The sequence below is a fragment of the Enterococcus sp. FR204 genome, from assembly GCF_031143325.1.
Classification (GTDB): Bacteria; Bacillota; Bacilli; order Lactobacillales; family Enterococcaceae; genus Enterococcus_B; species Enterococcus_B faecium.
This window is the reverse complement of the sequence record NZ_JAKZIW010000021.1, coordinates 14,333-38,102: the sequence shown is the minus strand read 5'-3', so window position 1 is coordinate 38,102 and position 23,770 is coordinate 14,333. Positions and strand designations below refer to the sequence as shown.

Genomic DNA, 23,770 nt, shown 5'->3' with positions numbered 1-23,770 from the left:
AATCGTTTATATAACGATTAATAGAAAACAATATAGTATTTAGTGTTCATACAATGATTCTAAGATCATTTTGAATTAATCAGTCTTATAGTTGATCTCTAAATTGTCATATATTATTAAAAATTTTTGCCATTTAAAAAGAAAAGCGACAGTTTACCAATAAATTTCAACTGAATTATCTAAAAGTAGATCAGTTAGTTTAGATAATTCAGTTGAAATTGACCGACTCAAATTACTTGTATAATACCTAGGAAAAAATTAACTAGCACCACGGGTAACTAGGTAACCAGTTTAATGAAAGAAAAAATCATCCAAGAAGTCGATTCTTGGATTTTTTAGTGGATTTGTTCGCCAAATACGTTTAGTATGCGTATATGAGAGGTTGTAAGCAAAGCGTTGTGGTCTGAGCACTTAAGGAGAAATCTGTGAAAATAGCTTTTCATATTTTTGCAGATTTTGACTTAATGCCGAAGGTCAGCTTTGCGATTACCGTTTATCGAGAGGCTGTAAAAGCACCGTGTAGCTCCGATGACAATAAGCAAGTATTTTTAGAGCTAGGTTTCCTTGATTCTAAATATGCGGCTTATTTCAATGAGTTGGTGCTTGAATGCGATTTTAAGAAGGTCGAAAACAGGCACGACTTTTCGACGTAAGGAGAAAGAATTTCAATGATAGAAACAATAAATCCCGCAGAAAACAAGGTTTCTGCGTACATTCATATCCCATTTTGCGAGCATATCTGCTATTACTGTGACTTTAATAAAGTTTTTTTAGAAGGGCAGCCAGTAGATGAGTATGTGGAAATGCTGCTGAATGAAATGAGATTAATGCTGGAAAGTCATCCTACAGCGAGTTTGGAAACACTTTATGTAGGAGGCGGAACACCAACTTCTTTATCTGCTAAACAACTTGATCGACTATTATCAGGTGCTAGAGAGATCCTGCCTTTTCAAAATGGTAATGAGTTTACTGTAGAAGCGAATCCAGGTGATTTGACCCGTGAAAAACTTCAAGTAATGAAAAACTATGGCGTCAATCGTTTATCCATGGGAGTGCAGACATTTGATAATCGCTTATTGAAAAAAATTGGACGTAAACACACCGCAGAAGATGTGTATCAAACTATGCAATTTTTAGAAGCAGAAAATTTTACCAATGTAAGCATCGATTTGATTTATGCATTACCGGGACAAACACTAGAAGGATATCTGGATACTTTGGAAAAAGCTTTGGCTTTGGATCTGCCTCACTATTCTTTGTACTCATTGATCCTCGAAAACAAAACAATGTTCATGAACTGGGTACGACAAGGAAGACTCGAACTGCCTGATCAGGAAACGGAAACCAGAATGTTTGAAGAGACGATTGAAGCAATGGAAAAGCATGGACGTCACCAATATGAAATAAGTAACTTTGGGCTCTCCGGACATGAATCTCAACATAACCTCATGTACTGGAACAATGATCACTATTTTGGGTTTGGAGCTGGTGCTAGCGGTTATCTTAGAGATATTCGTTACCGCAACAAAGGACCAATCCAACACTATTTACGCCCATTACGAGCAAATGAACGCCCGGTATTGGAAGAAGAAAAATTGACACGAAAAAATCAAATAGAAGAAGAAATGTTCTTAGGACTAAGAAAAAAAACAGGGATTACTAAAAAACATTTCTATGATCGCTATCAAAAAACAATTGAATCGGTGTACGGTGATGTGCTAAGGGAATTAGAGCAAGAAGGGTTACTTGTTAATGAAGAAGACCGTGTTTATTTGACACCAAGAGGGACCTTTTTGGGGAACAATGTGTTTGAGCGCTTTTTGTTTGAAAAATAGTTTAAAGAATATTTGTTTTTTATCTGAATTTAAATAAAAAAAGTTCAAAAATACAATAAAGGACTATTGAAACGTTGATATAACTGGATTTACATCAATTATTTAGAGTTAGCACTCTTGTGTTTAGAGTGCTAAAAAATGGAGTCTTTCTCTTGACAGGAGAAGGGCTTCTTGCTATATTTATAAGTGGATTAGCACTTAGAATATATGAGTGCTAATGAGAGGTGAGGAAGATGTTAACAAAGCGACAAAACGACATTTTACGTCTGATCATCCAACACTATACGAGTAGTGGCGTGCCCGTTGGTTCCAAAACATTGATGTCTGAGGGAGTCAAGGCCAGCTCAGCAACGATTCGCAATGATATGAAAGCATTAGAAAATGAAGGATTGCTGTTGAAGACTCACTCTTCTTCTGGGCGGATTCCATCTGCTTTAGGCTATCGTTATTACGTGGATCATTTGTTAAAACCTGCTCGCGTAGCAGAAGATGATTTGCTGCTGATTCGTCAGTCTCTAGGCAGAGAATTTCATGAAATCAATGAGATTATTAAGCAATCTGCTGAGATATTATCTGAGCTGACAAGCTATACGACTTTTTCATTGGGACCTGAAATAAAAGACCACCGACTGACTGGCTTTCGTATCGTACCCTTGAATAATCGACAGATTATTGCTATCGTCGTAACAGATATGGGGAATGTAGAAAGCCAAGTGTTCACTCTTCCCGAATATATGGGAAGTCAGGAACTAGAAAAAATGGTACAGATTGTAAACGACCGTCTAGTCGGAGATCCTCTGATGACGGTGTACCATAAACTTCGTACGGAGATTCCGATGATTCTTCATAAATATTTCCAAACGACAGAAGGGATGTCTCAGTTATTTGACACCATTCTTGGTCATGTTTTTGAAGATAAGGTTTATGTCAGTGGACAAATGAATCTCTTGGATTATGAGCCCCGTCAAGATCTTGATCAGTTCAAATCGATGTTTTCTTTTATGAAAGACTCATACGGACTTACACAAATGATCACTCCGATGGATAGCAATATTCATATCAAGATTGGTGCTGAATTAGGCAATGATTTATTGCAGAATATGAGTATGATTCAAGCAAGTTACGAGATAGATGGTCATAGAAGAGGTACAATAGCCTTGTTAGGGCCTACTAGTATGCCTTATTCTCGGATGTTCGGTCTAGTCGATGTTTATCGAAGAGAACTAGCAGCTAAACTTGCTGATTACTACCGTTCGCTTGACTTGTCAAACTCTAATGTGAATAACGAAGCTATTTGCAGCTGATCGTTCTCTCTTTCTTAGTAAGAGCAATCAAACAGCTGACTGAATAATGAAAGGAAGACTGTATCGTGAAAGAAAATCAAGAAGAACTAGATAAAGAAATGACAGATGCTCAGCCAGAACCGGAAATCGATGTCGAAGCTGCAGAAGATTCGGGTATTTCAGAAGCTGAAGCGGAAGAATTCGAAACAGCGAAATTAAAAGCTGAGTTAGAAGAAATGGAAGATAAATACTTGCGGGCTCGTGCTGAAATCGCAAATATGGCAAATCGAGGAAAAAATGAGCGTGAGCAATTACAAAAATACCGTTCACAAGATTTAGCCAAAAAATTACTTCCATCAATTGACAACCTGGAACGTGCATTAGCCACAGAAGTGTCAGATGATCAAGGGGCAGGTTTGAAAAAAGGCGTGGAAATGGTCTTGGAAAGTTTGCGTAACGCACTGGAAGAAGAAGGAATTGAAAAAATCCCTGCTAAAGGAGAAGCCTTTGATCCTAATCTTCATCAAGCAGTACAAACTGTTCCAGCGACTGAAGATACACCAGCCGATACGATTGTAGAAGTACTACAAGAAGGCTACAAATTACATGATCGCGTGTTAAGACCAACTATGGTCATTGTTGCACAATAATTGTGCGGATATAAAACTTACACTTTCAATTAAAGAAGGAGAGGTTAATTATGAGTAAAATTATCGGTATTGACTTAGGTACGACTAACTCTGCAGTAGCAGTATTGGAAGGAAACGAAGCAAAAATCATCGCTAACCCAGAAGGAAACCGTACAACACCTTCTGTTGTATCATTCAAAAATGGAGAAATCCAAGTAGGGGAAGTTGCAAAACGTCAAGCTGTGACAAACCCAAATACGATTTCATCAATCAAACGCCATATCGGTGAAGCAGGTTACAAAGTAGATGTAGAAGGTAAATCATATACACCACAAGAAATCTCAGCAATGATCCTTCAATATATCAAAGGATTCGCAGAAGACTATTTAGGTGAAAAAGTCGAAAAAGCAGTTATCACTGTGCCAGCTTACTTTAATGATGCACAACGTCAAGCAACAAAAGATGCTGGTAAGATCGCTGGTCTAGAAGTAGAACGTATCGTCAATGAACCAACTGCAGCTGCTCTTGCCTATGGTTTAGATAAAACAGATCGCGACGAAAAAATCTTAGTATTCGACCTTGGTGGCGGTACTTTTGACGTATCTATCCTTGAACTAGGAGACGGTGTCTTTGATGTATTGTCAACAGCTGGCGACAACCATCTAGGTGGGGACGACTTTGATAACAAAATCATCGACTACATGGTAGCAGAATTCAAAAAAGAAAACAGCATTGACTTGTCTCAAGACAAAATGGCTTTACAACGCTTGAAAGACGCTGCTGAAAAAGCGAAAAAAGATTTATCTGGCGTATCAAGCACACAAATCAGCTTGCCATTTATCACAGCAGGAGAATCTGGACCATTGCATTTGGAAATGACATTGACACGTGCAAAATTTGATGAATTAACAGCTGACTTAGTAGAACGTACAAAAGTACCAGTACGTCAAGCGCTAAAAGATGCAGGTTTATCACAATCAGAAATCGACGAAGTTATTTTAGTCGGTGGATCTACTCGTATCCCTGCAGTTGTAGAAGCAGTACGTAAAGAAACAGGAAAAGAACCAAACAAATCAGTTAACCCTGATGAAGTAGTTGCTATGGGTGCTGCTATCCAAGGTGGCGTGATCACTGGTGATGTGAAAGATGTTGTTTTACTTGACGTTACACCATTGTCATTAGGTATCGAAACAATGGGTGGAGTGTTCACTAAATTGATTGACCGCAATACAACGATTCCAACAAGTAAATCACAAGTATTCTCAACTGCGGCAGATAATCAACCAGCAGTAGACATCCATGTATTACAAGGTGAACGCCCAATGGCTGCTGACAACAAAACTCTAGGAAGATTCCAATTGACAGATATTCCAGCAGCTCCTCGTGGTATTCCACAAATCGAAGTAACATTCGATATTGATAAAAACGGGATTGTAAATGTATCTGCGAAAGATCTAGGTACACAAAAAGAACAAAAAATCACGATCAAATCTTCTTCAGGTCTAACAGACGAAGAAATCGAACGTATGGTAAAAGATGCAGAAGCAAATGCAGAAGCAGATAAAGCTCGTAAAGAGGAAGTTGACCTACGTAATGATGTAGATGCATTGCTATTCTCTGTGGACAAAACATTGAAAGAATTAGAAGGCAAAGTGGACGAAGAAGAAGTGAAAAAAGCAGAAACAGCTCGCGATGAATTGAAAGCCGCTGTTGAAGCAAACAACATCGAAGAAATGAAAACTAAACGCGATGCATTGAACGAAATCGTTCAAAACTTGACTGTTAAACTATACGAACAAGCGGCACAACAACAAGCTCAAGAAAACCCAGAAGCAGCTCAAGGCGGAGCAGATGATGTCGTTGATGCTGATTTTGAAGAAGTCGATGGCGACGATAAATAATCAGTTCACTGAATTTCGAGAGAAGGCCAAAGTTGCTACTTTGGCTTTTTCTTTTGAAAAATAGTTTGAAGTATCGGTTTTTGTTTCAAACAAAATATGATATGATAACAAGCGACGTGAAAATGATGAGAACCAATAGGAGGAAAGCCTATGGCAACAAAACGTGATTATTATGAAGTCTTAGGGCTCTCAAAAGGAGCATCAGAAGATGAAATAAAGAAAGCTTATCGTAAGCTTTCGAAAAAATACCATCCTGACATCAATAAAGAACCTGATGCGGAAGAAAAATTCAAAGAAGTATCAGAAGCATATGAGATTTTAAGTGACCCGCAAAAACGCGCTGCATATGACCAATACGGGCATGCAGGCACAGATCCAAATTACGGTGCTGGTGGAGCTGGTGGCGGATTTGGTGGATTCGGCGGCTTCTCTGGTGGCGGCTTCGGTGGTTTTGAAGATATCTTCGACTCTTTCTTTGGAGGAGGCGGTCGGTCAGTCGATCCAAATGCGCCTCGTCAAGGTGCTGATTTGCAATATACGGTCGACTTGTCTTTTGAAGAAGCGATTTTTGGTGTAGAAAAAGAAATCAAGTATAATCGGGAAGAAATCTGTCATACTTGTGGTGGGAACGGTGCAAAACCAGGCACACAACCAACTACTTGTCATAAATGTCATGGTGCAGGTACGATCAATGTAGAACGCCAAACACCACTTGGACGAGTGATGAGCCGTCAAACTTGTGATGTTTGTCATGGCACAGGGAAAGAAATCAAAGAACCTTGTCCAACCTGTCATGGCTCAGGACATGAGAAGAAAGTACATTCAGTTAAAGTGAATGTACCAGCTGGTGTAGAAGAAGGACAACAAATGCGTTTAGCTGGTCAAGGAGAAGCTGGAGAAAACGGCGGACCATTTGGTGATTTGTATGTGGTCTTCCGTGTAGAAGAAAGTGATATCTTTGATCGTGAAGGTTCTGAAATTTACTATGAATTGCCTTTAAGTTTTGTACAAGCAGCTTTGGGGGATGAAGTCCAAGTACCAACTGTCCATGGAGATGTGAAATTGAAGATCCCTGCTGGAACACAGACAGGTACGAACTTCCGTTTACGTGGAAAAGGCGCTCCGAAGTTACGTGGTGGTGCAACAGGCGACCAACATGTCAAAGTAAAACTGATCACACCGAAAAATCTAAATGAACAACAAAGAGAAGCATTACGTGCATTCGCTGAAGCTGGCGGCATCAAAGTTGAAGAACAGCAAGAAGACGGTTTCTTCGATAAGTTTAAAGATGCTTTTGGCGGGAAAAAGCGGAAGTAGTTTTTCTAGTAAAAACGCTAAGTCATTAATAATTAAAAACCAGACGAACAATCATATGTTCGCCTGGTTTTTTTGTAGTTGTCATGTTTGTACCAACAAAAAAGCCAGCTTTAGAATATGATAATCGTCATAGTTTCTAGGGGTATAACCAGTGAGAGAATGGAACTTGTTCAATCGATATTGCAAGGTGTTTTTATGAATAAATAATTCTTCTGAGCAATTTTTGATGCTTCCGTTATTTTTACTGAAGCATGCCAAAGTCTTCTTGAACAAATGTACTTCTTCTTCTGTCAGGCTTTTCAAAATACGTTTTACATATAATGTTCGTTGATCTGACGGGATTGCTGGTAAAATGATCCCGAGGTCTAAATCTTCAAAAAAGCGGATCTCGTTCACAGATTGATGGAAAGTTATCCGTTCACAGCGTGTTGGGTATGAAGGGAAGATTGCGGTGTCTCTTGCTCTGTATAACAAAGCGACCCAATTACAAAGTTTAGCTGTAACTGATACATTTTATTAAACTTTGTCTGGATTTTGTCAAGCAATGATAGCAATGAGGCTCTGGAAATCCGATTGACTAGGATAATGATTTGTTGTCTATGTACAGTGAGCAAAGCCTGTCCGTAATAAGAGAAGATCCTTTCGAGCAACTCCAATAAAGGATTGATCCGTTCTTGACAGAATTGCTGATTGTCAGAAAGTTGTCCCACAACTACATAATATGGAGAAGAAAAATCAAGCTCAATTAAGTGAGGGTGGTATCGACTATGTACTTGATATCATCAATGAACCGATGGTACTTTCTTATGCGATGGAACAGGTAGAGCGATTGCTTGTTTGTGCAGGAAAACAAGCAATGCGGCTGATGATACGATTAGGTGAGAAAATAAGAAGATAAAAATACACGGTCCCTTCATGGCGACCGTGCATTTTTGGTTTTTATTAAATATTTAATACTTTATTCAAGAAATCTTTTGTCCGTTCATTTTGCGGATTTTCAAAGATTTGTTGAGGCGTTCCGTCTTCTAAAAAGTTTCCGTCGTCAATGAACATGACGCGATTGGCCACTTCTTTAGCGAACCCCATTTCGTGCGTAACGATAACCATCGTCATACCTTGTTCTGCTAACTTTTTCATGACGTTCAAGACATCACCGACCATTTCAGGATCGAGTGCAGAAGTAGGCTCATCAAAAAGCATGATGTCAGGGTTCATCGCTAGAGCACGAGCAATAGCCACACGCTGTTTTTGTCCACCAGAAAGCATTTCAGGATACATATCTTTTTTATCTTCTAGACCAACTGTCTGCAGTAATTTGATTGCTTTTTTCTCTGCTTCTTCTCTAGATTCTTTCTTCAGGTCCATCGGTGCTAAAATGATGTTTTCCAAAATAGAAAGATGAGGGAATAGGTTAAAGTGTTGGAATACCATTCCGATATGTTGTCTCACCAAGTTGATATCTGTGCTTTTATCCATCAAGTGGGCGCCGTCAATAATAATTTCACCGTCAGAAGGTTCTTCTAAACGATTCAAGCAACGCAAGAATGTACTTTTTCCTGAACCTGAAGGGCCAATGATACAGACGACATCTCCTTCGTTGATGGATACATTGATGTCGTTTAATACTGTGTTATCGCCGTATTTTTTGACTAAATGCTCAACTAAGATTTTTTCTGCCATCTTACTTCACCTTCTTTTCTAAAACTTTTGCTAATTTTGTCAATGCTGTGATCAAAATCAAGTACATGATCGCAATGATCAAGTAAACATACGTACTTTGTGTTGTACGTGCAACAATGATCTTACCAGTTTGCAGCAATTCGACTACACCGATTGCGGAAATGATCGTTGTGTCTTTTAATGAGATAACGAACTGATTGACGAATGATGGGATCATGATGCGTATCGCTTGCGGCAAAATGATTTTTTGCATTGTCCGATTATAAGAAAGACCTAAACTTCTGGAAGCTTCCATTTGTCCGACAGGAACGGCGTTGATCCCGCCTCGAACAATCTCTGCGATATAAGCACTTGCGTTAAGAGTCAAGGTGATAACACCAGCAAGGAAGTCAGGAATCGTAAATCCAACGATACCAGGCAACCCAAAGAAAATAAAGAACGCAAGAACCATCATTGGAATTCCTCGGATGATATCGACATAAATACTAGCAATTGTGCGAAGAGCGCGTATTGGTGCTACACTGAATAATCCAAAAATCACACCGATTACTATAGCCAAAGCAAAGGAGATCAAAGTTAGGAGAATTGTTCTCCAAAGTCCTTTCAACAATGCTTGATAGTTGTTTTGGATAAGTCCAAGAAATGTTGATTCATCAGCAGTGGAAGACTCACTGGAAGTTTCTGAACTATCCGCTACATATTCTTTAATAATCTTATCGTATTCGCCTGTTCTTTTTAATTCTTTCAATCCTTCATTGAACATATTAAGAAGCTCAGGATTTTGTCCTTTTTTAACGGCAAATGCATATTTTCCGCCAGATTCTTTTTTGATCGGTGTTTCCAATTCTTGTCCTTGTTTGATCGCATAACCGATTACCGGATAATCATCCATCATTGCATCGATTGCGCCAACTTTTAACCCGTCGTACAATTGATCAGCAGCATCAAAATATTTGATAGAATAGCCATATTCAGATTCATGGTCGCTTAAAAATTCAGCACTTTCGGTACCAACTTTTGCTCCGACTGTTTTTCCTTTCAAATCTTCATAAGACTTGATCGAAGTATCTCCTTTTTTGACAGCTAATTGGATCCCGCTATCAAAGTAAGAATCAGAAAAATCATAGCTTTTCTTTCGTTCATCTGTTACAGTCATTCCGGCAATCATTCCGTCTGCTTGTCCTGATTCCAAAGCTTGCAAAGCAGCAGAGAAACCACGGTAGTCCATTCGGATGTTAAATCCTTGCAGTTTGGCGATGTTTTCCATCAATTTTACATCGATGCCTTCGTACTCGCCCTTTGCGTTTTGAAATTCAAATGGAGCAAAAGCAGAGTCACTGGCAATTACGTATACGTCTTTTTTGGGCTCTATTTTTTGCATTGTCTCGCTTGTGCTTGACTCTGCCGTTGTAGTGTTGTCAGCTTGTGCAACATGACCAAACGCAAGTGTCACAAGTCCTGTCATTAAGAAAACAAATGAGTGAAATATATGCTTTCTTTTCATAATCAACCTCCTAAATTTCCAATATTTTATTATTATAGGCGAAAAGTGCTGAATCAGACAAGACTGTAAGCTCGAAAAAATGAAAAAAATGCGAGTTTCTAACATTTTATGTTATAAAACGTAACATGCATAATAAGATAAAAAAGTGGCGAAAGTATGTTCGGTGTGGTATAATTTTTTAGTAAGGAATGCCTTTGCTTTCCTTTTCTTTTTATTGGTCGTAAAATGAAAAGGAATGAATGAAAAGGAGGACGAAGAATGATTGAGAGAGATACCTCCCGACACTTTGAGCTTGTCTCGAAATACCAACCGGCTGGTGATCAGCCTGAAGCGATTAACCAATTAGTGGATGGCGTAGTCGGCGGGAAAAAAGCACAAATCTTATTAGGTGCGACTGGAACAGGGAAAACATATACGATTTCCAATCTTATTGAGAAAGTGAATAAACCAACACTGATTATTGCCCATAACAAAACATTGGCTGGTCAGCTGTACGGGGAATTCAAGGAATTTTTCCCTAACAATGCTGTTGAATATTTTGTTTCTTATTATGATTATTATCAGCCTGAAGCTTATGTGCCTTCAAGCGATACGTATATCGAAAAAGATTCAAGTGTAAATGATGAGATCGACAAATTACGACATTCGGCTACTAGTTCATTATTAGAAAGAAATGATGTGATCGTCATTGCATCCGTTTCATGTATTTTTGGATTAGGTTCGCCTTTTGAGTACCAAAAACAAGTAGTTTCGATTCGACAGGGAGCAGAACTAGATCGCAATCAGTTGATTCGTGACTTAGTCAGTATCCAATTCGAAAGAAATGATATAGATTTTCAGCGCGGTCGTTTTCGAGTGCGCGGTGATGTCGTGGAGATTTTTCCGGCTTCAAGAGATGAACGTGCCTTACGTGTGGAGTTTTTTGGAGATGAGGTCGAACGTATCCGAGAAGTCAATGCACTGACAGGTGAAGTTTTAGGAGAAACGGAACACGTGGCAATCTTCCCGGCGACTCACTTTGTGACGAATGATGAACATATGGAGCATGCCGTAGCGAATATCAAAGCGGAATTAGAACAGCGTTTAACTGTCTTGCGAAATGAAAACAAACTTCTGGAAGCTCAACGTTTAGAACAGCGAACCAATTACGATATTGAAATGATGTTAGAAATGGGCTACACGTCGGGAATTGAAAATTATTCTCGGCATATGGACGGACGTAAAGAAGGTGAACCGCCTTATACGCTATTGGATTTCTTTCCTGAAGATTTTTTGATCGTGACGGACGAATCGCACGTAACCATGCCTCAAATCAGAGGAATGTATAATGGTGACCGAGCGAGAAAACAGATGCTAGTAGATTACGGTTTCCGTTTGCCATCTGCTTTAGACAATCGGCCACTTCGGTTAGAAGAGTTTGAAAAACATGTCAATCAGATCATTTATGTCTCTGCGACGCCAGGACCATATGAACATGAACAAACAGATACCGTTATCCAACAAATCATCCGTCCGACAGGGCTGCTTGACCCAGTGATCGAAGTTCGTCCAATCATGGGACAAATCGATGATCTAGTAGGCGAAATAAATGAACGAGTCGAAAAAGAACAGCGGGTGTTTGTAACGACATTGACGAAAAAAATGGCAGAAGACCTCACAGATTATTTCAAAGAATTAGGGATCAAAGTCAAATATTTGCATAGTGATATCAAAACGCTGGAACGAACAGAAATCATTCGAGATCTTCGATTAGGTGAATTTGATGTGTTAGTTGGAATCAATTTGCTTCGTGAAGGATTAGACGTACCTGAAGTTTCCCTTGTTGCTATCTTGGATGCGGATAAAGAAGGCTTTTTACGTAGTGAACGTTCCTTAGTCCAAACGATTGGACGAGCTGCTCGGAATGAAGAAGGTAAAGTAATCATGTACGCAGACAAAGTAACAGATTCTATGCGTCTAGCGATGGATGAAACATCAAGACGCCGTACGATTCAGCAGAAGTACAATGAAGAACATGGGATCGTTCCAAAAACGATCATTAAAGAAATCCGAGATTTGATTTCTATTACGAAAGAATCGGAAGATGATACAAAAGAAGCGGTACAAGTCTCGTATGAAGAAATGACGAAAGAAGAAAAAGATACGTTATTGATGAAATTAGAAAAAGAAATGAAAGATGCGGCGAAAGCATTGGATTTTGAAACAGCCGCTAATGTGCGAGATATGATTTTAGAATTAAAAGCTTCAAAGTAGGAGGACAACATGGCTAACGATAAAATTACGATTCACGGTGCACGTGCCCATAACTTGAAAAATATAGATGTAACGATTCCACGAGATAAATTCGTGGTCGTTACAGGTTTGTCCGGTTCTGGAAAAAGTTCCCTAGCATTTGATACGCTGTACGCTGAAGGGCAGCGGAGATACGTAGAGAGCCTTTCTGCTTATGCTCGTCAGTTTTTAGGACAAATGGATAAGCCGGACGTAGATAGCATCGACGGATTGAGTCCGGCGATTTCTATTGATCAGAAAACAACAAGTAAAAATCCTCGGTCGACAGTAGGTACTGTGACGGAAATCAATGACTATTTACGCTTGTTGTTTGCACGTGTAGGACATCCGATTTGTCCCAACGATCATATCGAGATTACCAGTCAATCAGTAGATCAAATGGCAGATCAAGTAATGGCTTTGCCTGAGCGCACAAAGATCCAAGTGTTGGCACCGATCGTGGTAAAGAAAAAAGGACAACATAAAAAAATATTCGAACGAATCCAAAAAGAGGGATACGTCCGCGTTCGAGTCGATGGTGAGATCTATGATTTAAGTGAAGTGCCTGAGCTGGAGAAAAACAAAAAACATGATATCGCGATCGTCATCGACCGGATCATTGTGAAAGAAGGGATTCGTTCTCGTCTATTTGATTCTTTAGAGGCGGCCCTGCGATTGGCAGACGGCTATGCTCTGGTTGACGTGATCGGTGAAGAAGAAATGTTGTTTAGCGAACACTATGCCTGTCCTTATTGCGGATTTACTGTTGGCGAACTAGAACCAAGACTGTTCTCATTCAATGCGCCTTTTGGAGCTTGTCCAGACTGTGATGGTTTAGGTGTCAAATTAGAAGTCGATCAAGATTTAGTGATTCCAGATAGAACGAAGACACTTAGTCAAGGTGCTATCGTTCCATGGAATCCAATCAGCTCTCAGTATTATCCTCAAATGTTAGCGCAGGCTTGTGAAAGTTTCGGTATCGATTTAGATACACCATTCGAAGAATTACCGGAAGAGCATCAGGATATCATCTTGAATGGGACAGATGATCTTTTCCATTTCCATTATGAAAATGATTTTGGTGGCGTTCGCGATGTAGAAACGACTTTCGAAGGGGTATTGAAGAATATCGAGCGTCGTTATCATGATACGAACAGTGATTTCACGCGTGAGCAAATGCGTCTTTATATGACAGAATTAACTTGTCAGACATGTAAAGGTTATCGATTGAATCCCCAAGCTCTATCTGTTCAAATCAATGGAACGAATATCGGGCAAACAAATGAGTTGTCTATTCAAAAAGCAGTAGATTTCTTCTCAAACTTAACGTTATCTGAACAAGAGAAAGCAATTGCCAAACCGATTTTAAAAGAAGTAAATGACAGACTTTCATTCTTGGAAAATGTGGGACTAGACTATCTAACTTTGAGTCGCGCTTCCGGAACATTATCTGGGGGAGAAGCGCAGCGAATCAGATTGGCTACACAAATTGGATCGAATCTTTCTGGAGTTTTGTATATTTTAGATGAACCATCGATCGGATTGCATCAACGCGACAACGATCGACTGATTGGCTCATTAAAGAAAATGCGTGATCTTGGCAACACCCTCGTTGTAGTCGAACATGATGAAGATACGATGTGGGCAGCAGATTATCTGATTGACGTCGGACCTGGGGCCGGAGAACAAGGCGGACAAATCGTGGCTGCAGGCACTCCTGAAGAAGTAGCTAATGATGAAAATTCTTTGACAGGGAAATATCTTTCAGGGAAAAAATCAATCCCTGTACCAAAAGAACGCCGTAAAGGTAATGGGAAAGCAATCAAGATCACTGGTGCTTCAGAAAACAATCTGAAAAATATTAGTGTTGAATTTCCATTAGGAGAATTTGTAGCAGTCACAGGTGTGTCTGGTTCTGGAAAGAGTACATTGGTCAATAGTATCTTAAAGAAATCGTTAGCGCAAAAATTAAATAAGAATTCTGCTAAGCCAGGTAAATTCAAGACAATTTCCGGCTACGAAAGTATCGAAAAGATCATCGATATCGATCAAAGCCCAATCGGCCGGACGCCGAGAAGTAATCCAGCGACTTATACAAGTGTATTTGATGATATCCGTGGGTTATTTGCTCAAACGAACGAGGCAAAAATGCGGGGTTATAAGAAAGGGCGTTTTAGTTTCAACGTAAAAGGCGGTCGTTGTGAAGCTTGTCGCGGGGATGGAATTATTAAGATCGAAATGCACTTTTTGCCTGATGTCTATGTTCCTTGTGAAGTATGTCATGGCAAACGATATAACTCTGAAACATTAGAAGTGCATTACAAAGGAAAAAGCATTGCTGATATTTTGGAAATGACAGTAGAAGATGCTGTAGAATTCTTCAAGCACATTCCAAAGATTCATCGCAAACTGCAAACGATTGTTGATGTTGGCTTAGGTTATGTGACGATGGGGCAACCAGCAACGACATTGTCCGGTGGTGAGGCACAACGGATGAAACTTGCCAGTGAATTGCACAAAATCTCTAATGGAAAGAATTTCTATATACTAGATGAACCAACGACAGGACTTCATAGCGATGACATCGCCCGCTTGTTGCATGTATTACAAAGATTAGTAGATGCTGGTAACACAGTTTTAGTGATTGAACACAATCTAGATGTAATCAAAACAGCAGATTATATCATTGATTTAGGACCAGAAGGTGGAGAAGGTGGAGGAACGATCCTTGCGACTGGAACACCAGAAGAAATCATTAACGTAAAAGAAAGTTATACAGGTCACTATTTGAAAAAAATAATGGTATAAAGAGGATAGATAGCTGAGATAGTTAAAAAAACATAAAAAAATGAATTTTTGCTTGTTTTATTAATATCAGTGTTCTAGAATCATTACATGGTAGTTCTTTCTACACTGATTGGTATAGATAAAAACTTCCTATAAGTTCAATCCGTTCAAAAAAGAATTGAGCAATCGGAGGAGTTTCCTTTGATTGCTTTTTTCTTTATGGTATGATATTCCTTGTGTAGTTGGAAAAGAAAAACAAGAGATTATGAGTAAGTGAGAGATAATGATGAACAGTATTGAAAATGAAGAATTTATCCCTATATTATTAGGAAGCGACATGAACGTTTATGGTATGGCACGTTCTTTTAATGAAGCATACGGCAAAATCTGCCAAGCATATGCTTCGGATCAGTTAGCCCCTACCCGCTACAGTAAAATTGTCAATGTAGAAGTTATTCCAGGATTTGATAAAGACCCTGTATTTATCGAGACGATGCTTCGTTTGGCAAAAGAAAGATATTCTGATAAGAGTAAAAAATATCTTTTGATTGCTTGTGGTGATGGATATGCAGAATTGATCTCCCAACATAAACAAGAGCTGTCAGAATATTTTATCTGTCCATATATTGATTATTCTTTATTTGAAAGACTGATCAATAAAGTAAGCTTTTATGAAGTTTGTGAAGAATATGATCTTCCGTATCCTAAAACATTGATCGTCAGAGAAGAAATGTTAGTAAATGGACATTTGGAACAGGAATTGCCTTTTGAATTCCCAGTTGCTTTGAAACCTGCAAACAGTGTGGAGTATCTTTCTGTCCAATTTGAAGGAAGAAAAAAAGCTTTTATTTTAGAGACTAGAGAAGAGTTCGATTTAATTTTAGGCCGGATATACGAAGCCGGTTATAAAAGTGAAATGATTGTACAAGATTTTATCCCGGGTGATGATAGTAATATGCGTGTGCTAAATGCGTATGTAGATGAAGATCATCAAGTTCGGATGATGTGTCTTGGTCATCCACTGTTAGAAGATCCTACACCAGCATCGATTGGTAATTACGTTGTGATCATGCCAGATTATAACGAAAAAATCTATCAAACCATTAAGGCATTTTTGGAAAAAATCGAATATACAGGCTTTGCCAATTTCGATATGAAGTATGATCCTAGAGATGGAGAATATAAATTATTTGAAATCAATTTGAGACAAGGTCGTAGCAGTTTCTTTGTGACATTGAACGGCTTGAATCTGGCTCGTTTCGTCACAGAAGATCGAGTGTTTAACAAACCCTTTGTTGAAACGACCTATGGAACGAATCAATCAGATAAAGCAAGATTATGGATGGGTGTGCCCAAAAAAATCTTTTTAGAATATGCTCGGGAAAATGAAGACAAAAAACTAGCTGAGCAAATGATCAAAGAAAATCGTTACGGTACTACTGTGTTTTATGAAAAAGACCGGTCAATCAAGCGCTGGTTGTTGATGAAATATATGTTCCATAACTATATTCCAAGATTCAAAAAGTATTTTCATGTGAAAGAAGGCTAGTTCATGGAGAATTTTTTCAGTATTTTAGGCGGAATGGGCACGATGGCGACAGAAAGTTTTGTTCGCTTGATCAACCACCGAACGAAAGCTACAAAAGATCAAGAATATTTGAATTATGTCTTATTCAATCATGCAACAGTTCCTGATCGTACAGCTTATATTTTAGATCGATCAGAAGAAAATCCAATGCCGTTTCTGCTGGATGATATTGAGAAACAAAATTTATTGCAGCCGAACTTCATTGTGTTGACTTGTAACACCGCACACTACTTTTTTGAAGAATTACAAGCGGCAACGGATATTCCTATCCTTCATATGCCAAGAGAAGCAGCAAATGAACTTGTCCGTCAGCATACGACAGGGAGAGTAGCGATTCTAGGAACAGAAGGAAGTATGAAAGCTGGAATCTATGAACGCGAAGTCAAAAATCTTGGATTCGAAACAGTGATTCCTGATACTGTTCTTCAAGAAAAAATCAATTATCTGATCTATCATGAGATCAAGGAATCGGATTATTTGAATCAAGAGCTATATTACGAAATCTTAGAAGAAGCGGTAGAGCGCCTAAACTGTGAAAAAGTCATCTTAGGTTGCACAGAATTGTCATTGATGCATGAATTTGCTGAAGATAACCATTATCCAGTGATCGATGCCCAATCTATTTTAGCAGATCGGACGATTGAACGAGCGCTAGCTGAAAGAAGCAAGGCATTGGATACAGCATCGGAAAAGTAAAAAAATTGGATTTGGGGCAAATATCCTAAAAGATATTTGGTCCAAATCTTTTTGTAAAAGAAAAAGAAAACTGGTAATGATACGCCCGGAATGATATAATTTTACTATGCACAATGTGAGAGGAGTTCGTAATTATGACAGATAATTTGCAATTAGTCATCATAACAGGTATGAGCGGTGCAGGGAAAACAGTAGCTATCCAAAGTTTTGAAGATATGGGCTATTTTTGTATCGATAATATGCCGCCTCGATTGATTCCAAAATTCTGGGAATTAATCAAAGAATCAGGCAAAGTCACAAAAATGGCTTTAGGAGTGGATTTACGTTCTCGTTCCTTCTTTGAAGAAATCCAAAACATGCTGATCGAAATCGAAAATACGAACTTCATCGACACTTCTATCTTATTTTTAGATGCTTCAGACGAAGAACTAGTGGCTCGCTACAAAGAAACAAGACGAGCACATCCAATGGCGATGGACGGTTTGATCACTGAAGGGATACGTAAAGAACGGGCGATACTAGACGACTTGAAAGCCCAAGCTTCCGTGATCATTGATACGACGACATTGACACCACGACAATTACGTGAAAAAATCAATGAGTCATTCAAATCAAAGGGAGACCAAGGATTTCGGATCGAATTTGTATCATTTGGTTTTAAATACGGGTTGCCGATCGATTCGGATATTGTGATGGATGTGCGTTTTTTGCCCAACCCTCATTATATCCCGGAACTAAGATCATTGACCGGAAAAGATCAGCCAGTCTATGATTATGTGATGTCCTTTGATGAAACGCAATCATTCTACCATAAATTTTTGGATCTTCTGGAAACTGTATTGCCTGGATACATTAAAGAAGGAAAAAGCAGCTTGACAGTTGCAATCGGCTGTACAGGCGGTCAACACCGTTCTGTGGCATTGACTGAACGTTTGGCAAATGCTTTAGGGAAAAACTATAAAGTCAATGTGACACATCGGGACAAGGATAAAAGGAAAGAGACGGTGAACCGGTCGTGAAAATGAAAACCTACCGGATAAGAAAACCAAAGATCGTAGTGGTCGGCGGTGGCACTGGTCTGCCAGTTATCCTGAAAAGTTTGCGAAATCAAGGAGCAGATATCACAGCAGTAGTGACTGTTGCAGATGATGGGGGAAGCAGCGGTGCAATCAGAGAATCGATCGCTATGGCTCCTCCTGGTGACTTGAGAAATGTCTTAGTGGCGTTATCGGATATGCCACAATTCTATGAAGATATTTTCCAATACCGTTTCAAAAAGGAAGATCAGTTTTTAGCCAATCATACGATCGGTAATCTGATCATTGCCGCAGTTTCCGAGATGCGGGGAAGCACTTATGAGGCGATTCAATTATTAGCAAAAATGATGCATGTAGATGGACATGTTTATCCTTCTTCAGAAACTCCTTTGACCTTGCATGCTGTCTTTAAAGACGGAACGACTGCAGTAGGAGAATCTAAAATCGCGATCGACCGTAAAACCATTGACCGTGTGTATGTCTGCAACACAAATGATAAAAGTGAAGCCAAAGCGGCTCGAAAAGTCGTTTCAGCAATTATGGACGCCGACATGGTCGTTTTGGGACCCGGAAGTTTATTCACCAGTATCCTTCCAAATTTAGTGATACCAGAAATCGGCGAAGCAATGCTCAAGACAACTGCTGAAACCGTCTATATCTGTAATATCATGACCCAAAAAGGGGAAACGGAACATTTCACAGATGCCGATCATATACGTGTTTTACACAAGCATTTGAATCAGCCTTTTATCGATACAGTATTGGTCAATACGGAAAAAGTGCCTGAAGATTATATGGACCCAGAGATCTATGATGAGTATCTAGTACAAGTCGCACACGACTTCAACGGATTGAGAAATGAAGGATGTCGAGTGATTTCCACCGACTTTTTGGAATTGAAAGATGGTGGTGTCTTCCACGATGGAGACAAAGTAGTAGAAGAATTGTTCCGTTTAGTTTTCGGTTCAAAATATTAAGCAATTTATTGTTGGAGAAAGGAGGAGAATAGGATGTCATTTGCTGCAGATGTGAAGAAAGAACTAACTGGTTTGGAAGTTCATCGAGAACATGCGAAAGCGGAATTAGCTGCTTTGCTGCGAATGAACGGCTCTTTAGGTATTGTGAACCAGCAGTTTATTTTGAACGTCCAAACAGAAAATGCTGCAATTGCCAGACGTATCTATTCTCTTTTGAAAGATCATTATCAGGTACGAAGTGAGCTACTCGTTCGTAAAAAAATGAAATTAAAAAAGAACAATGTCTATATCGTCCGGTTGAAGCAAGGCACAAAATATGTGTTGATGGATCTTGATATCATGGATGGTATGATGTTCAATGGACACGTTTCGGACGAGATTATGGGAAATTCGCAAAAAATGCGTTCTTACTTACGTGGTGCTTTTATGGCCTCAGGTTCAGTCAATAATCCGGAAACGAGCCGTTATCATTTGGAAATATTTTCTATTTATGAACAGCATAACCAAGACATTTGCGATATGTTAAATTATTACGGTCTACATGCTCGAACGCTTGAACGGCGCAATGGCTATATTTCTTATTTAAAAGGAGCAGAAAAAATTGCTGATTTCTTAACATTGATTGGTGCAACCAACTCAATGCTCCGATTTGAAGATGTTCGAATCGTACGGGATATGAGAAATTCGGTCAATCGTCTAGTCAATTGTGAGACAGCAAATCTGAACAAGACGATTGATGCGGCTTCTAAACAAATCGAAAACATCGAATTGATCGAAGCAAAGGTCGGTCTACATGCCCTTCCTGAAAAACTTCAGGAAATCGCAGAACTTCGGCTTCAACATCCAGAGGTCAGCTTGAAAGAATTAGGGGAAATGATTCCCTCAGGTGCGATATCAAAATCGGGAATTAATCACCGAATTCGCAAAATAAATGAATTTGCGGAAAAACTGCGTGAAGAAGCAGTTTAATCCAAAGAAAAAACTGATACATGAAGCAGGAGATGCGAATGTATCAGTTTTTTTTTAAAGTTATACTTGCTTTTCTTCCGTCAAACTATAATTCCATCTTTACTGGAGTAACATAATTTGGAAAGGCTTCTATTGTTTTTAATACAATCGTATAAAAAGCGGGGAGACAACTGAATGAAGATTTTAGTTTTGTACATAAATTTTTGCTTAATATAGAAGTCCTGATATAGATAAGATCAAGTATTTATCTATAACTGGCCTGATTAATTAAAAAACTGGAAGGAACTGCTCGATCATCCTTGAGAACTGCTCTTCTTACTTCTGGTCAAGATTCTCGTGGTTGGTGGATAAGGATGGTTGATAAGTTCATTGGATTAGCTAGTCGAAAACAACCAGGTGTAATTAATGTAGAAGTTTTAACAAGGGGATGGAGTGATTTATTCAGTGATAATCATAAGTTCATAAATAGTAATTGAGATGTATGGTTGGAATACGTTATACCTGAACTTGAACTACCAAGATTTGGTTTAGAATTTGAGAATCGATGTTTATAAAGGGAGGACAAAAATGCGTTTTTTTACAACTTTTACTATCATTATGATTGCAGTACTTTTTATTTTTCTAGATATAGCAAAGCGAAATACAGCATTTTTATTATATCGGGTTTTACTTCGAGCAGGTCTCATAACATTTATATCGATCGTTGGATTTTTTCTATTCACAGTTATTGTATTTATTTGGAGAACTCCAGCACCACCATTGCCAGAGATTACATATGGAGAATTTCCTTTTAGACTTGAGTATGAATTGAATGAAGAATTACATGTGATAGAAGACACGTTAATAGTTGAATTTGATGGATTTGGAATGAACGAAGGCATAGGGAGATATCGTAGATGGACAAGTCGTTTAGCCAGCGGAGAAGATTTAGTGTTGCTGTTAGAAGTTAGTGATAATAAGCAAATATTTTATTTTCCAGGACCTGCTAATTATTACATGGGAGATAGGTTGAATGGTTATAATCATACTTTTCCTAGTGCTTCTTTCATTGAAAGGGAAAGAGGCATTACTAGAAGGGATATTTTACATGACAAAGAATTATTAGAACAATTTGGTCCGCTTGATCAAAATACAATAAATGAAGAAGAATTGTTAAATCAATATAATATAAGGCTAGTGAATTGGGAAATATCTGAACCGATTGTTAACAATTTTGGTGATTAGAAAACAATTACGATAAATAGAAACAAGCCAAATCATCAGCAAGTAAAAGCTGATGATTTGGCCTTTCTTATACGAGTAGTAGGAATTCATAGCGAATATTATTACGATCAGTAGATATTTTGATATTAAAGGAGTATTACGAACTAGTATGTGAGAATGTAGAGGTGATTTGCGAATAATGAGAAATTTATCAAATAGAAACAAAATATTAATCATTATTGTTGTTATAGCTGTGTTTCATCTGGGAACGAATGCGGTTTTAAGTAGAATAATATTGGGTCCTAAGCCACCAAGACCTGCGATTACCCGAGGGGAGTTTGATTTTAGATTAGAATATGAAGTAGATGGGGAAAGGATTGTGATAGAAGATACAATTGTTGCATTATTTGATGGATTTTCTGCAGATGCAGGTAGCATGGCATGGTATCGCACGTGGCGTTTGCATTTGGCGAGTGACAAGAGGGCACAACAATTATTGTTACATGAGTTAGATGATGGTCGAAAAATATATTATCATTTTGGAGGAGCTGGATTTTATATGGGGGAAGTTAGTAGCAGTGTAACTGTAACAAGGAAAGATTTGCCAGGTCTTGGCATTCGAAACTCCATATTTTATATCGAGCGTGGGAGAGATACATCTATTGGGAACAGGAAAGGGTTAACTCTTGAAGAGTTATATAATGACTTTGGAATCCGTCTTGTTAGTTGGGAACACAATTCACCAATAGAAAATCGCTTTGAATAATCGAAATCTATTAATCCATTTCATCAGCCAGTGAATGTTGTAATGGAACAATTTGGTTTAGTGTTCAAAACCATTGAAATACTAGGCTGTGATCAGCAAAAATGTATCTGAATAAAAAAGAGAGCAACTATTAAATGAGAGGAGTTAGGAGTTGTTAGCTTTATACGAATCAAAGTGGCAAATACAGATGCGTATGCATTTGTGTTTGCCATCTTGCGTTTGGTAGACGAGATAGGTATAAGCTAAAGAAACAACTTGTTTAAAATAAACGACCTAGCTCAACAAACGACCATCTAATCAACTAACAGCATACATAAAAGCAACTATTTTTGAAGTAGAATTGAAATCGGGATAACTTAAAAAGTGATTGGGATACTAGTGTGAATCACCGTACATAAATATTACTCGTTAAGGGGATTTGAGAAATTTTGTATGAAAATTTAAGAATTAGTTAGTATGCGCAAGTCAAAAATATGAATAAATTATTTGGTGGAGATAATTTGCTCAGCTTGTCATAAGAAATGAGATAATCTGGCAGATGCAAGCTTTTGGACACCATTTATTCGGAATAAGGAGGCTGGGACAGAAGCGTTTAACTCCAAGAAATAAGAAGGAGTTGCTTCTGCTTCCGCCGTTTATAGGTGTTTAGAGCGTGAGACAAAAGTGTTCTTTACTTTTGTCCCACGCTCCTTATTTTTTTATTTTGTTTGGATCAATTCTTTTAATTCCTCTATTGAAATAGATTCATCAAAGATTTCTTTACCCAAGATGACAGTCGGAACAAATCGAATATGTGCTTGCTCAGCTTCGTTGATGACAGCTTGGCTCAGCTGTTCGTCTTTTTGTTCTGTCAGCTTTAGTTTATCTACTGCAAAATCCGCTACTTCTTGGAGAGAAAGATGTTTCCACTCGTCTTGAGTATCGAATATTTGTTTGATCTCTTTGATCGCTTTTTGACCATCGCTGATTGTGAGATACCGGTGCATCACGTTTCCTCGCTGCAAGCTTTCTTTTTCTTTATCGAACAATTTGATCACTCGCTGCAATTGCCCGCTTTGGACTGCTTCTTCTAATAGCTCATAAGATTCTTCAAACCATTGTCGGCAATACGGACAAGCTAGGTTGATGAATTCGACCATTTTTTTAGGAGCATTCGATGAACCATAAAGGATTCCTTTTTGTGTATTTGTTTTCGTTGCATCAATCACTGATATATCCATGTTAAAACACCTCTTTCGCTTATAGTTTATACATGTCTGATAAAAAAAGGCAACAATTTAGACTGTTTGTCTAAAAATTAGATGACCAATTCAAATAGACATATGTG

The 23,770-nt window shown here is 38.5% G+C and carries 19 protein-coding genes and 1 pseudogene; 16 read left to right on the top strand and 4 right to left on the bottom strand.

Annotated features, from left to right (window positions below; genetic code table 11):
• Nucleotides 1–425 precede the first annotated feature (425 nt).
• The 6 genes from RG571_RS06800 (at nucleotide 426) to dnaJ (ending at nucleotide 6,965) form a co-directional block, all read left to right on the top strand.
• Complete coding sequence (locus RG571_RS06800) at nucleotides 426–653, top strand: hypothetical protein (RefSeq protein ID WP_002338809.1); 228 nt, start codon at nucleotides 426–428, stop codon at nucleotides 651–653.
• A 15-nt stretch (nucleotides 654–668) separates the two neighbouring features.
• Nucleotides 669–1,835 (top strand): radical SAM family heme chaperone HemW, encoded by a 1,167-nt coding sequence (gene hemW, locus RG571_RS06795; RefSeq protein WP_002338808.1) that lies wholly within the window; start codon nucleotides 669–671, stop codon nucleotides 1,833–1,835.
• 233 nt (nucleotides 1,836–2,068) lie between these two features.
• Nucleotides 2,069–3,139, top strand: coding sequence for a heat-inducible transcriptional repressor HrcA (hrcA, locus tag RG571_RS06790; protein WP_002338807.1), 1,071 nt, complete (start codon nucleotides 2,069–2,071; stop codon nucleotides 3,137–3,139).
• A 65-nt stretch (nucleotides 3,140–3,204) separates the two neighbouring features.
• Nucleotides 3,205–3,768 (top strand): nucleotide exchange factor GrpE, encoded by a 564-nt coding sequence (gene grpE / locus RG571_RS06785; RefSeq protein ID WP_002296525.1) that lies wholly within the window; start codon nucleotides 3,205–3,207, stop codon nucleotides 3,766–3,768.
• A 50-nt stretch (nucleotides 3,769–3,818) separates the two neighbouring features.
• Complete coding sequence (dnaK, locus tag RG571_RS06780; protein ID WP_002292134.1) at nucleotides 3,819–5,648, top strand: molecular chaperone DnaK; 1,830 nt, start codon at nucleotides 3,819–3,821, stop codon at nucleotides 5,646–5,648.
• Between the two features lie 150 nt (nucleotides 5,649–5,798).
• Entirely contained in the window at nucleotides 5,799–6,965 is a 1,167-nt protein-coding gene (dnaJ, locus tag RG571_RS06775) for a molecular chaperone DnaJ (protein WP_002345715.1), read from the top strand.
• A gap of 81 nt (nucleotides 6,966–7,046) precedes the next feature.
• Here dnaJ and RG571_RS06770 read toward each other — a convergent pair.
• A pseudogene (locus tag RG571_RS06770) lies at nucleotides 7,047–7,675 on the bottom strand (PucR family transcriptional regulator).
• 11 nt (nucleotides 7,676–7,686) lie between these two features.
• Between RG571_RS06770 and RG571_RS06765 the strand changes: the two are divergent.
• On the top strand, nucleotides 7,687–7,863 hold the full coding sequence (locus RG571_RS06765; protein ID WP_002299633.1) for a hypothetical protein: 177 nt from the start codon (nucleotides 7,687–7,689) through the stop codon (nucleotides 7,861–7,863).
• A gap of 44 nt (nucleotides 7,864–7,907) precedes the next feature.
• Here the strand turns inward: RG571_RS06765 and RG571_RS06760 are convergent, their stop codons facing one another.
• Together RG571_RS06760 and RG571_RS06755 are read right to left on the bottom strand one after the other, a co-directional pair.
• A complete protein-coding gene (locus tag RG571_RS06760) occupies nucleotides 7,908–8,645 on the bottom strand; it encodes an amino acid ABC transporter ATP-binding protein (RefSeq protein WP_002292113.1) in 738 nt (245 codons plus the stop codon).
• 1 nt (nucleotide 8,646) lies between these two features.
• On the bottom strand, nucleotides 8,647–10,149 hold the full coding sequence (locus RG571_RS06755) for an amino acid ABC transporter substrate-binding protein/permease (protein WP_002338805.1): 1,503 nt from the start codon (nucleotides 10,147–10,149) through the stop codon (nucleotides 8,647–8,649).
• A 258-nt stretch (nucleotides 10,150–10,407) separates the two neighbouring features.
• Between RG571_RS06755 and uvrB the strand changes: the two genes are divergently transcribed.
• From uvrB to RG571_RS06710, 9 genes are all read left to right on the top strand, one after another.
• The gene (gene uvrB, locus RG571_RS06750) at nucleotides 10,408–12,402 is read left to right on the top strand and encodes an excinuclease ABC subunit UvrB (protein WP_002338804.1); all 1,995 of its coding nucleotides are present in this window, start codon (nucleotides 10,408–10,410) and stop codon (nucleotides 12,400–12,402) included.
• Nucleotides 12,403–12,411: 9 nt separating this feature from the next.
• Nucleotides 12,412–15,228 (top strand): excinuclease ABC subunit UvrA, encoded by a 2,817-nt coding sequence (gene uvrA / locus RG571_RS06745; RefSeq protein ID WP_002326928.1) that lies wholly within the window; start codon nucleotides 12,412–12,414, stop codon nucleotides 15,226–15,228.
• Between the two features lie 262 nt (nucleotides 15,229–15,490).
• A complete protein-coding gene (locus RG571_RS06740; protein ID WP_002294441.1) occupies nucleotides 15,491–16,756 on the top strand; it encodes a D-aspartate ligase in 1,266 nt (421 codons plus the stop codon).
• Between the two features lie 3 nt (nucleotides 16,757–16,759).
• A complete protein-coding gene (locus RG571_RS06735; protein ID WP_002294440.1) occupies nucleotides 16,760–17,491 on the top strand; it encodes an aspartate racemase in 732 nt (243 codons plus the stop codon).
• Nucleotides 17,492–17,625: 134 nt separating this feature from the next.
• Nucleotides 17,626–18,510, top strand: coding sequence for an RNase adapter RapZ (rapZ, locus tag RG571_RS06730; protein WP_002338803.1), 885 nt, complete (start codon nucleotides 17,626–17,628; stop codon nucleotides 18,508–18,510).
• Entirely contained in the window at nucleotides 18,507–19,505 is a 999-nt protein-coding gene (gene yvcK, locus RG571_RS06725) for a YvcK family protein (protein ID WP_002306471.1), read from the top strand. Before rapZ ends, yvcK begins: the two co-directional genes overlap by 4 nt.
• Before the next feature lie 33 nt (nucleotides 19,506–19,538).
• Entirely contained in the window at nucleotides 19,539–20,474 is a 936-nt protein-coding gene (gene whiA, locus RG571_RS06720; protein WP_002338802.1) for a DNA-binding protein WhiA, read from the top strand.
• A 567-nt stretch (nucleotides 20,475–21,041) separates the two neighbouring features.
• The gene (locus RG571_RS06715) at nucleotides 21,042–21,698 is read left to right on the top strand and encodes a hypothetical protein (RefSeq protein ID WP_002299629.1); all 657 of its coding nucleotides are present in this window, start codon (nucleotides 21,042–21,044) and stop codon (nucleotides 21,696–21,698) included.
• A 178-nt stretch (nucleotides 21,699–21,876) separates the two neighbouring features.
• A complete protein-coding gene (locus tag RG571_RS06710; protein WP_002338801.1) occupies nucleotides 21,877–22,443 on the top strand; it encodes a hypothetical protein in 567 nt (188 codons plus the stop codon).
• Nucleotides 22,444–23,141: 698 nt separating this feature from the next.
• Here the strand turns inward: RG571_RS06710 and RG571_RS06705 are convergent.
• A complete protein-coding gene (locus RG571_RS06705) occupies nucleotides 23,142–23,663 on the bottom strand; it encodes a DsbA family protein (protein ID WP_002287818.1) in 522 nt (173 codons plus the stop codon).
• Nucleotides 23,664–23,770: the final 107 nt, after the last annotated feature.

Bases quoted from the DNA above. Each gene is read 5' to 3' on its own strand.
- RG571_RS06735 (WP_002294440.1), top strand. From the start codon at position 16,760: ATGGAGAATTTTTTCAGTATTTTAGGCGGAATGGGCACGATGGCGACA.
- dnaK (WP_002292134.1), top strand. From the start codon at position 3,819: ATGAGTAAAATTATCGGTATTGACTTAGGTACGACTAACTCTGCAGTA.
- dnaJ (WP_002345715.1), top strand. From the start codon at position 5,799: ATGGCAACAAAACGTGATTATTATGAAGTCTTAGGGCTCTCAAAAGGA.
- RG571_RS06740 (WP_002294441.1), top strand. From the start codon at position 15,491: ATGATGAACAGTATTGAAAATGAAGAATTTATCCCTATATTATTAGGA.
- RG571_RS06765 (WP_002299633.1), top strand. From the start codon at position 7,687: ATGGAGAAGAAAAATCAAGCTCAATTAAGTGAGGGTGGTATCGACTAT.
- RG571_RS06710 (WP_002338801.1), top strand. From the start codon at position 21,877: ATGAGAAATTTATCAAATAGAAACAAAATATTAATCATTATTGTTGTT.
- uvrA (WP_002326928.1), top strand. From the start codon at position 12,412: ATGGCTAACGATAAAATTACGATTCACGGTGCACGTGCCCATAACTTG.
- hrcA (WP_002338807.1), top strand. From the start codon at position 2,069: ATGTTAACAAAGCGACAAAACGACATTTTACGTCTGATCATCCAACAC.
- RG571_RS06715 (WP_002299629.1), top strand. From the start codon at position 21,042: ATGCGTTTTTTTACAACTTTTACTATCATTATGATTGCAGTACTTTTT.
- RG571_RS06760 (WP_002292113.1), bottom strand. From the start codon at position 8,645: ATGGCAGAAAAAATCTTAGTTGAGCATTTAGTCAAAAAATACGGCGAT.
- RG571_RS06755 (WP_002338805.1), bottom strand. From the start codon at position 10,149: ATGAAAAGAAAGCATATATTTCACTCATTTGTTTTCTTAATGACAGGA.
- RG571_RS06705 (WP_002287818.1), bottom strand. From the start codon at position 23,663: ATGGATATATCAGTGATTGATGCAACGAAAACAAATACACAAAAAGGA.
- whiA (WP_002338802.1), top strand. From the start codon at position 19,539: ATGTCATTTGCTGCAGATGTGAAGAAAGAACTAACTGGTTTGGAAGTT.
- hemW (WP_002338808.1), top strand. From the start codon at position 669: ATGATAGAAACAATAAATCCCGCAGAAAACAAGGTTTCTGCGTACATT.
- uvrB (WP_002338804.1), top strand. From the start codon at position 10,408: ATGATTGAGAGAGATACCTCCCGACACTTTGAGCTTGTCTCGAAATAC.
- rapZ (WP_002338803.1), top strand. From the start codon at position 17,626: ATGACAGATAATTTGCAATTAGTCATCATAACAGGTATGAGCGGTGCA.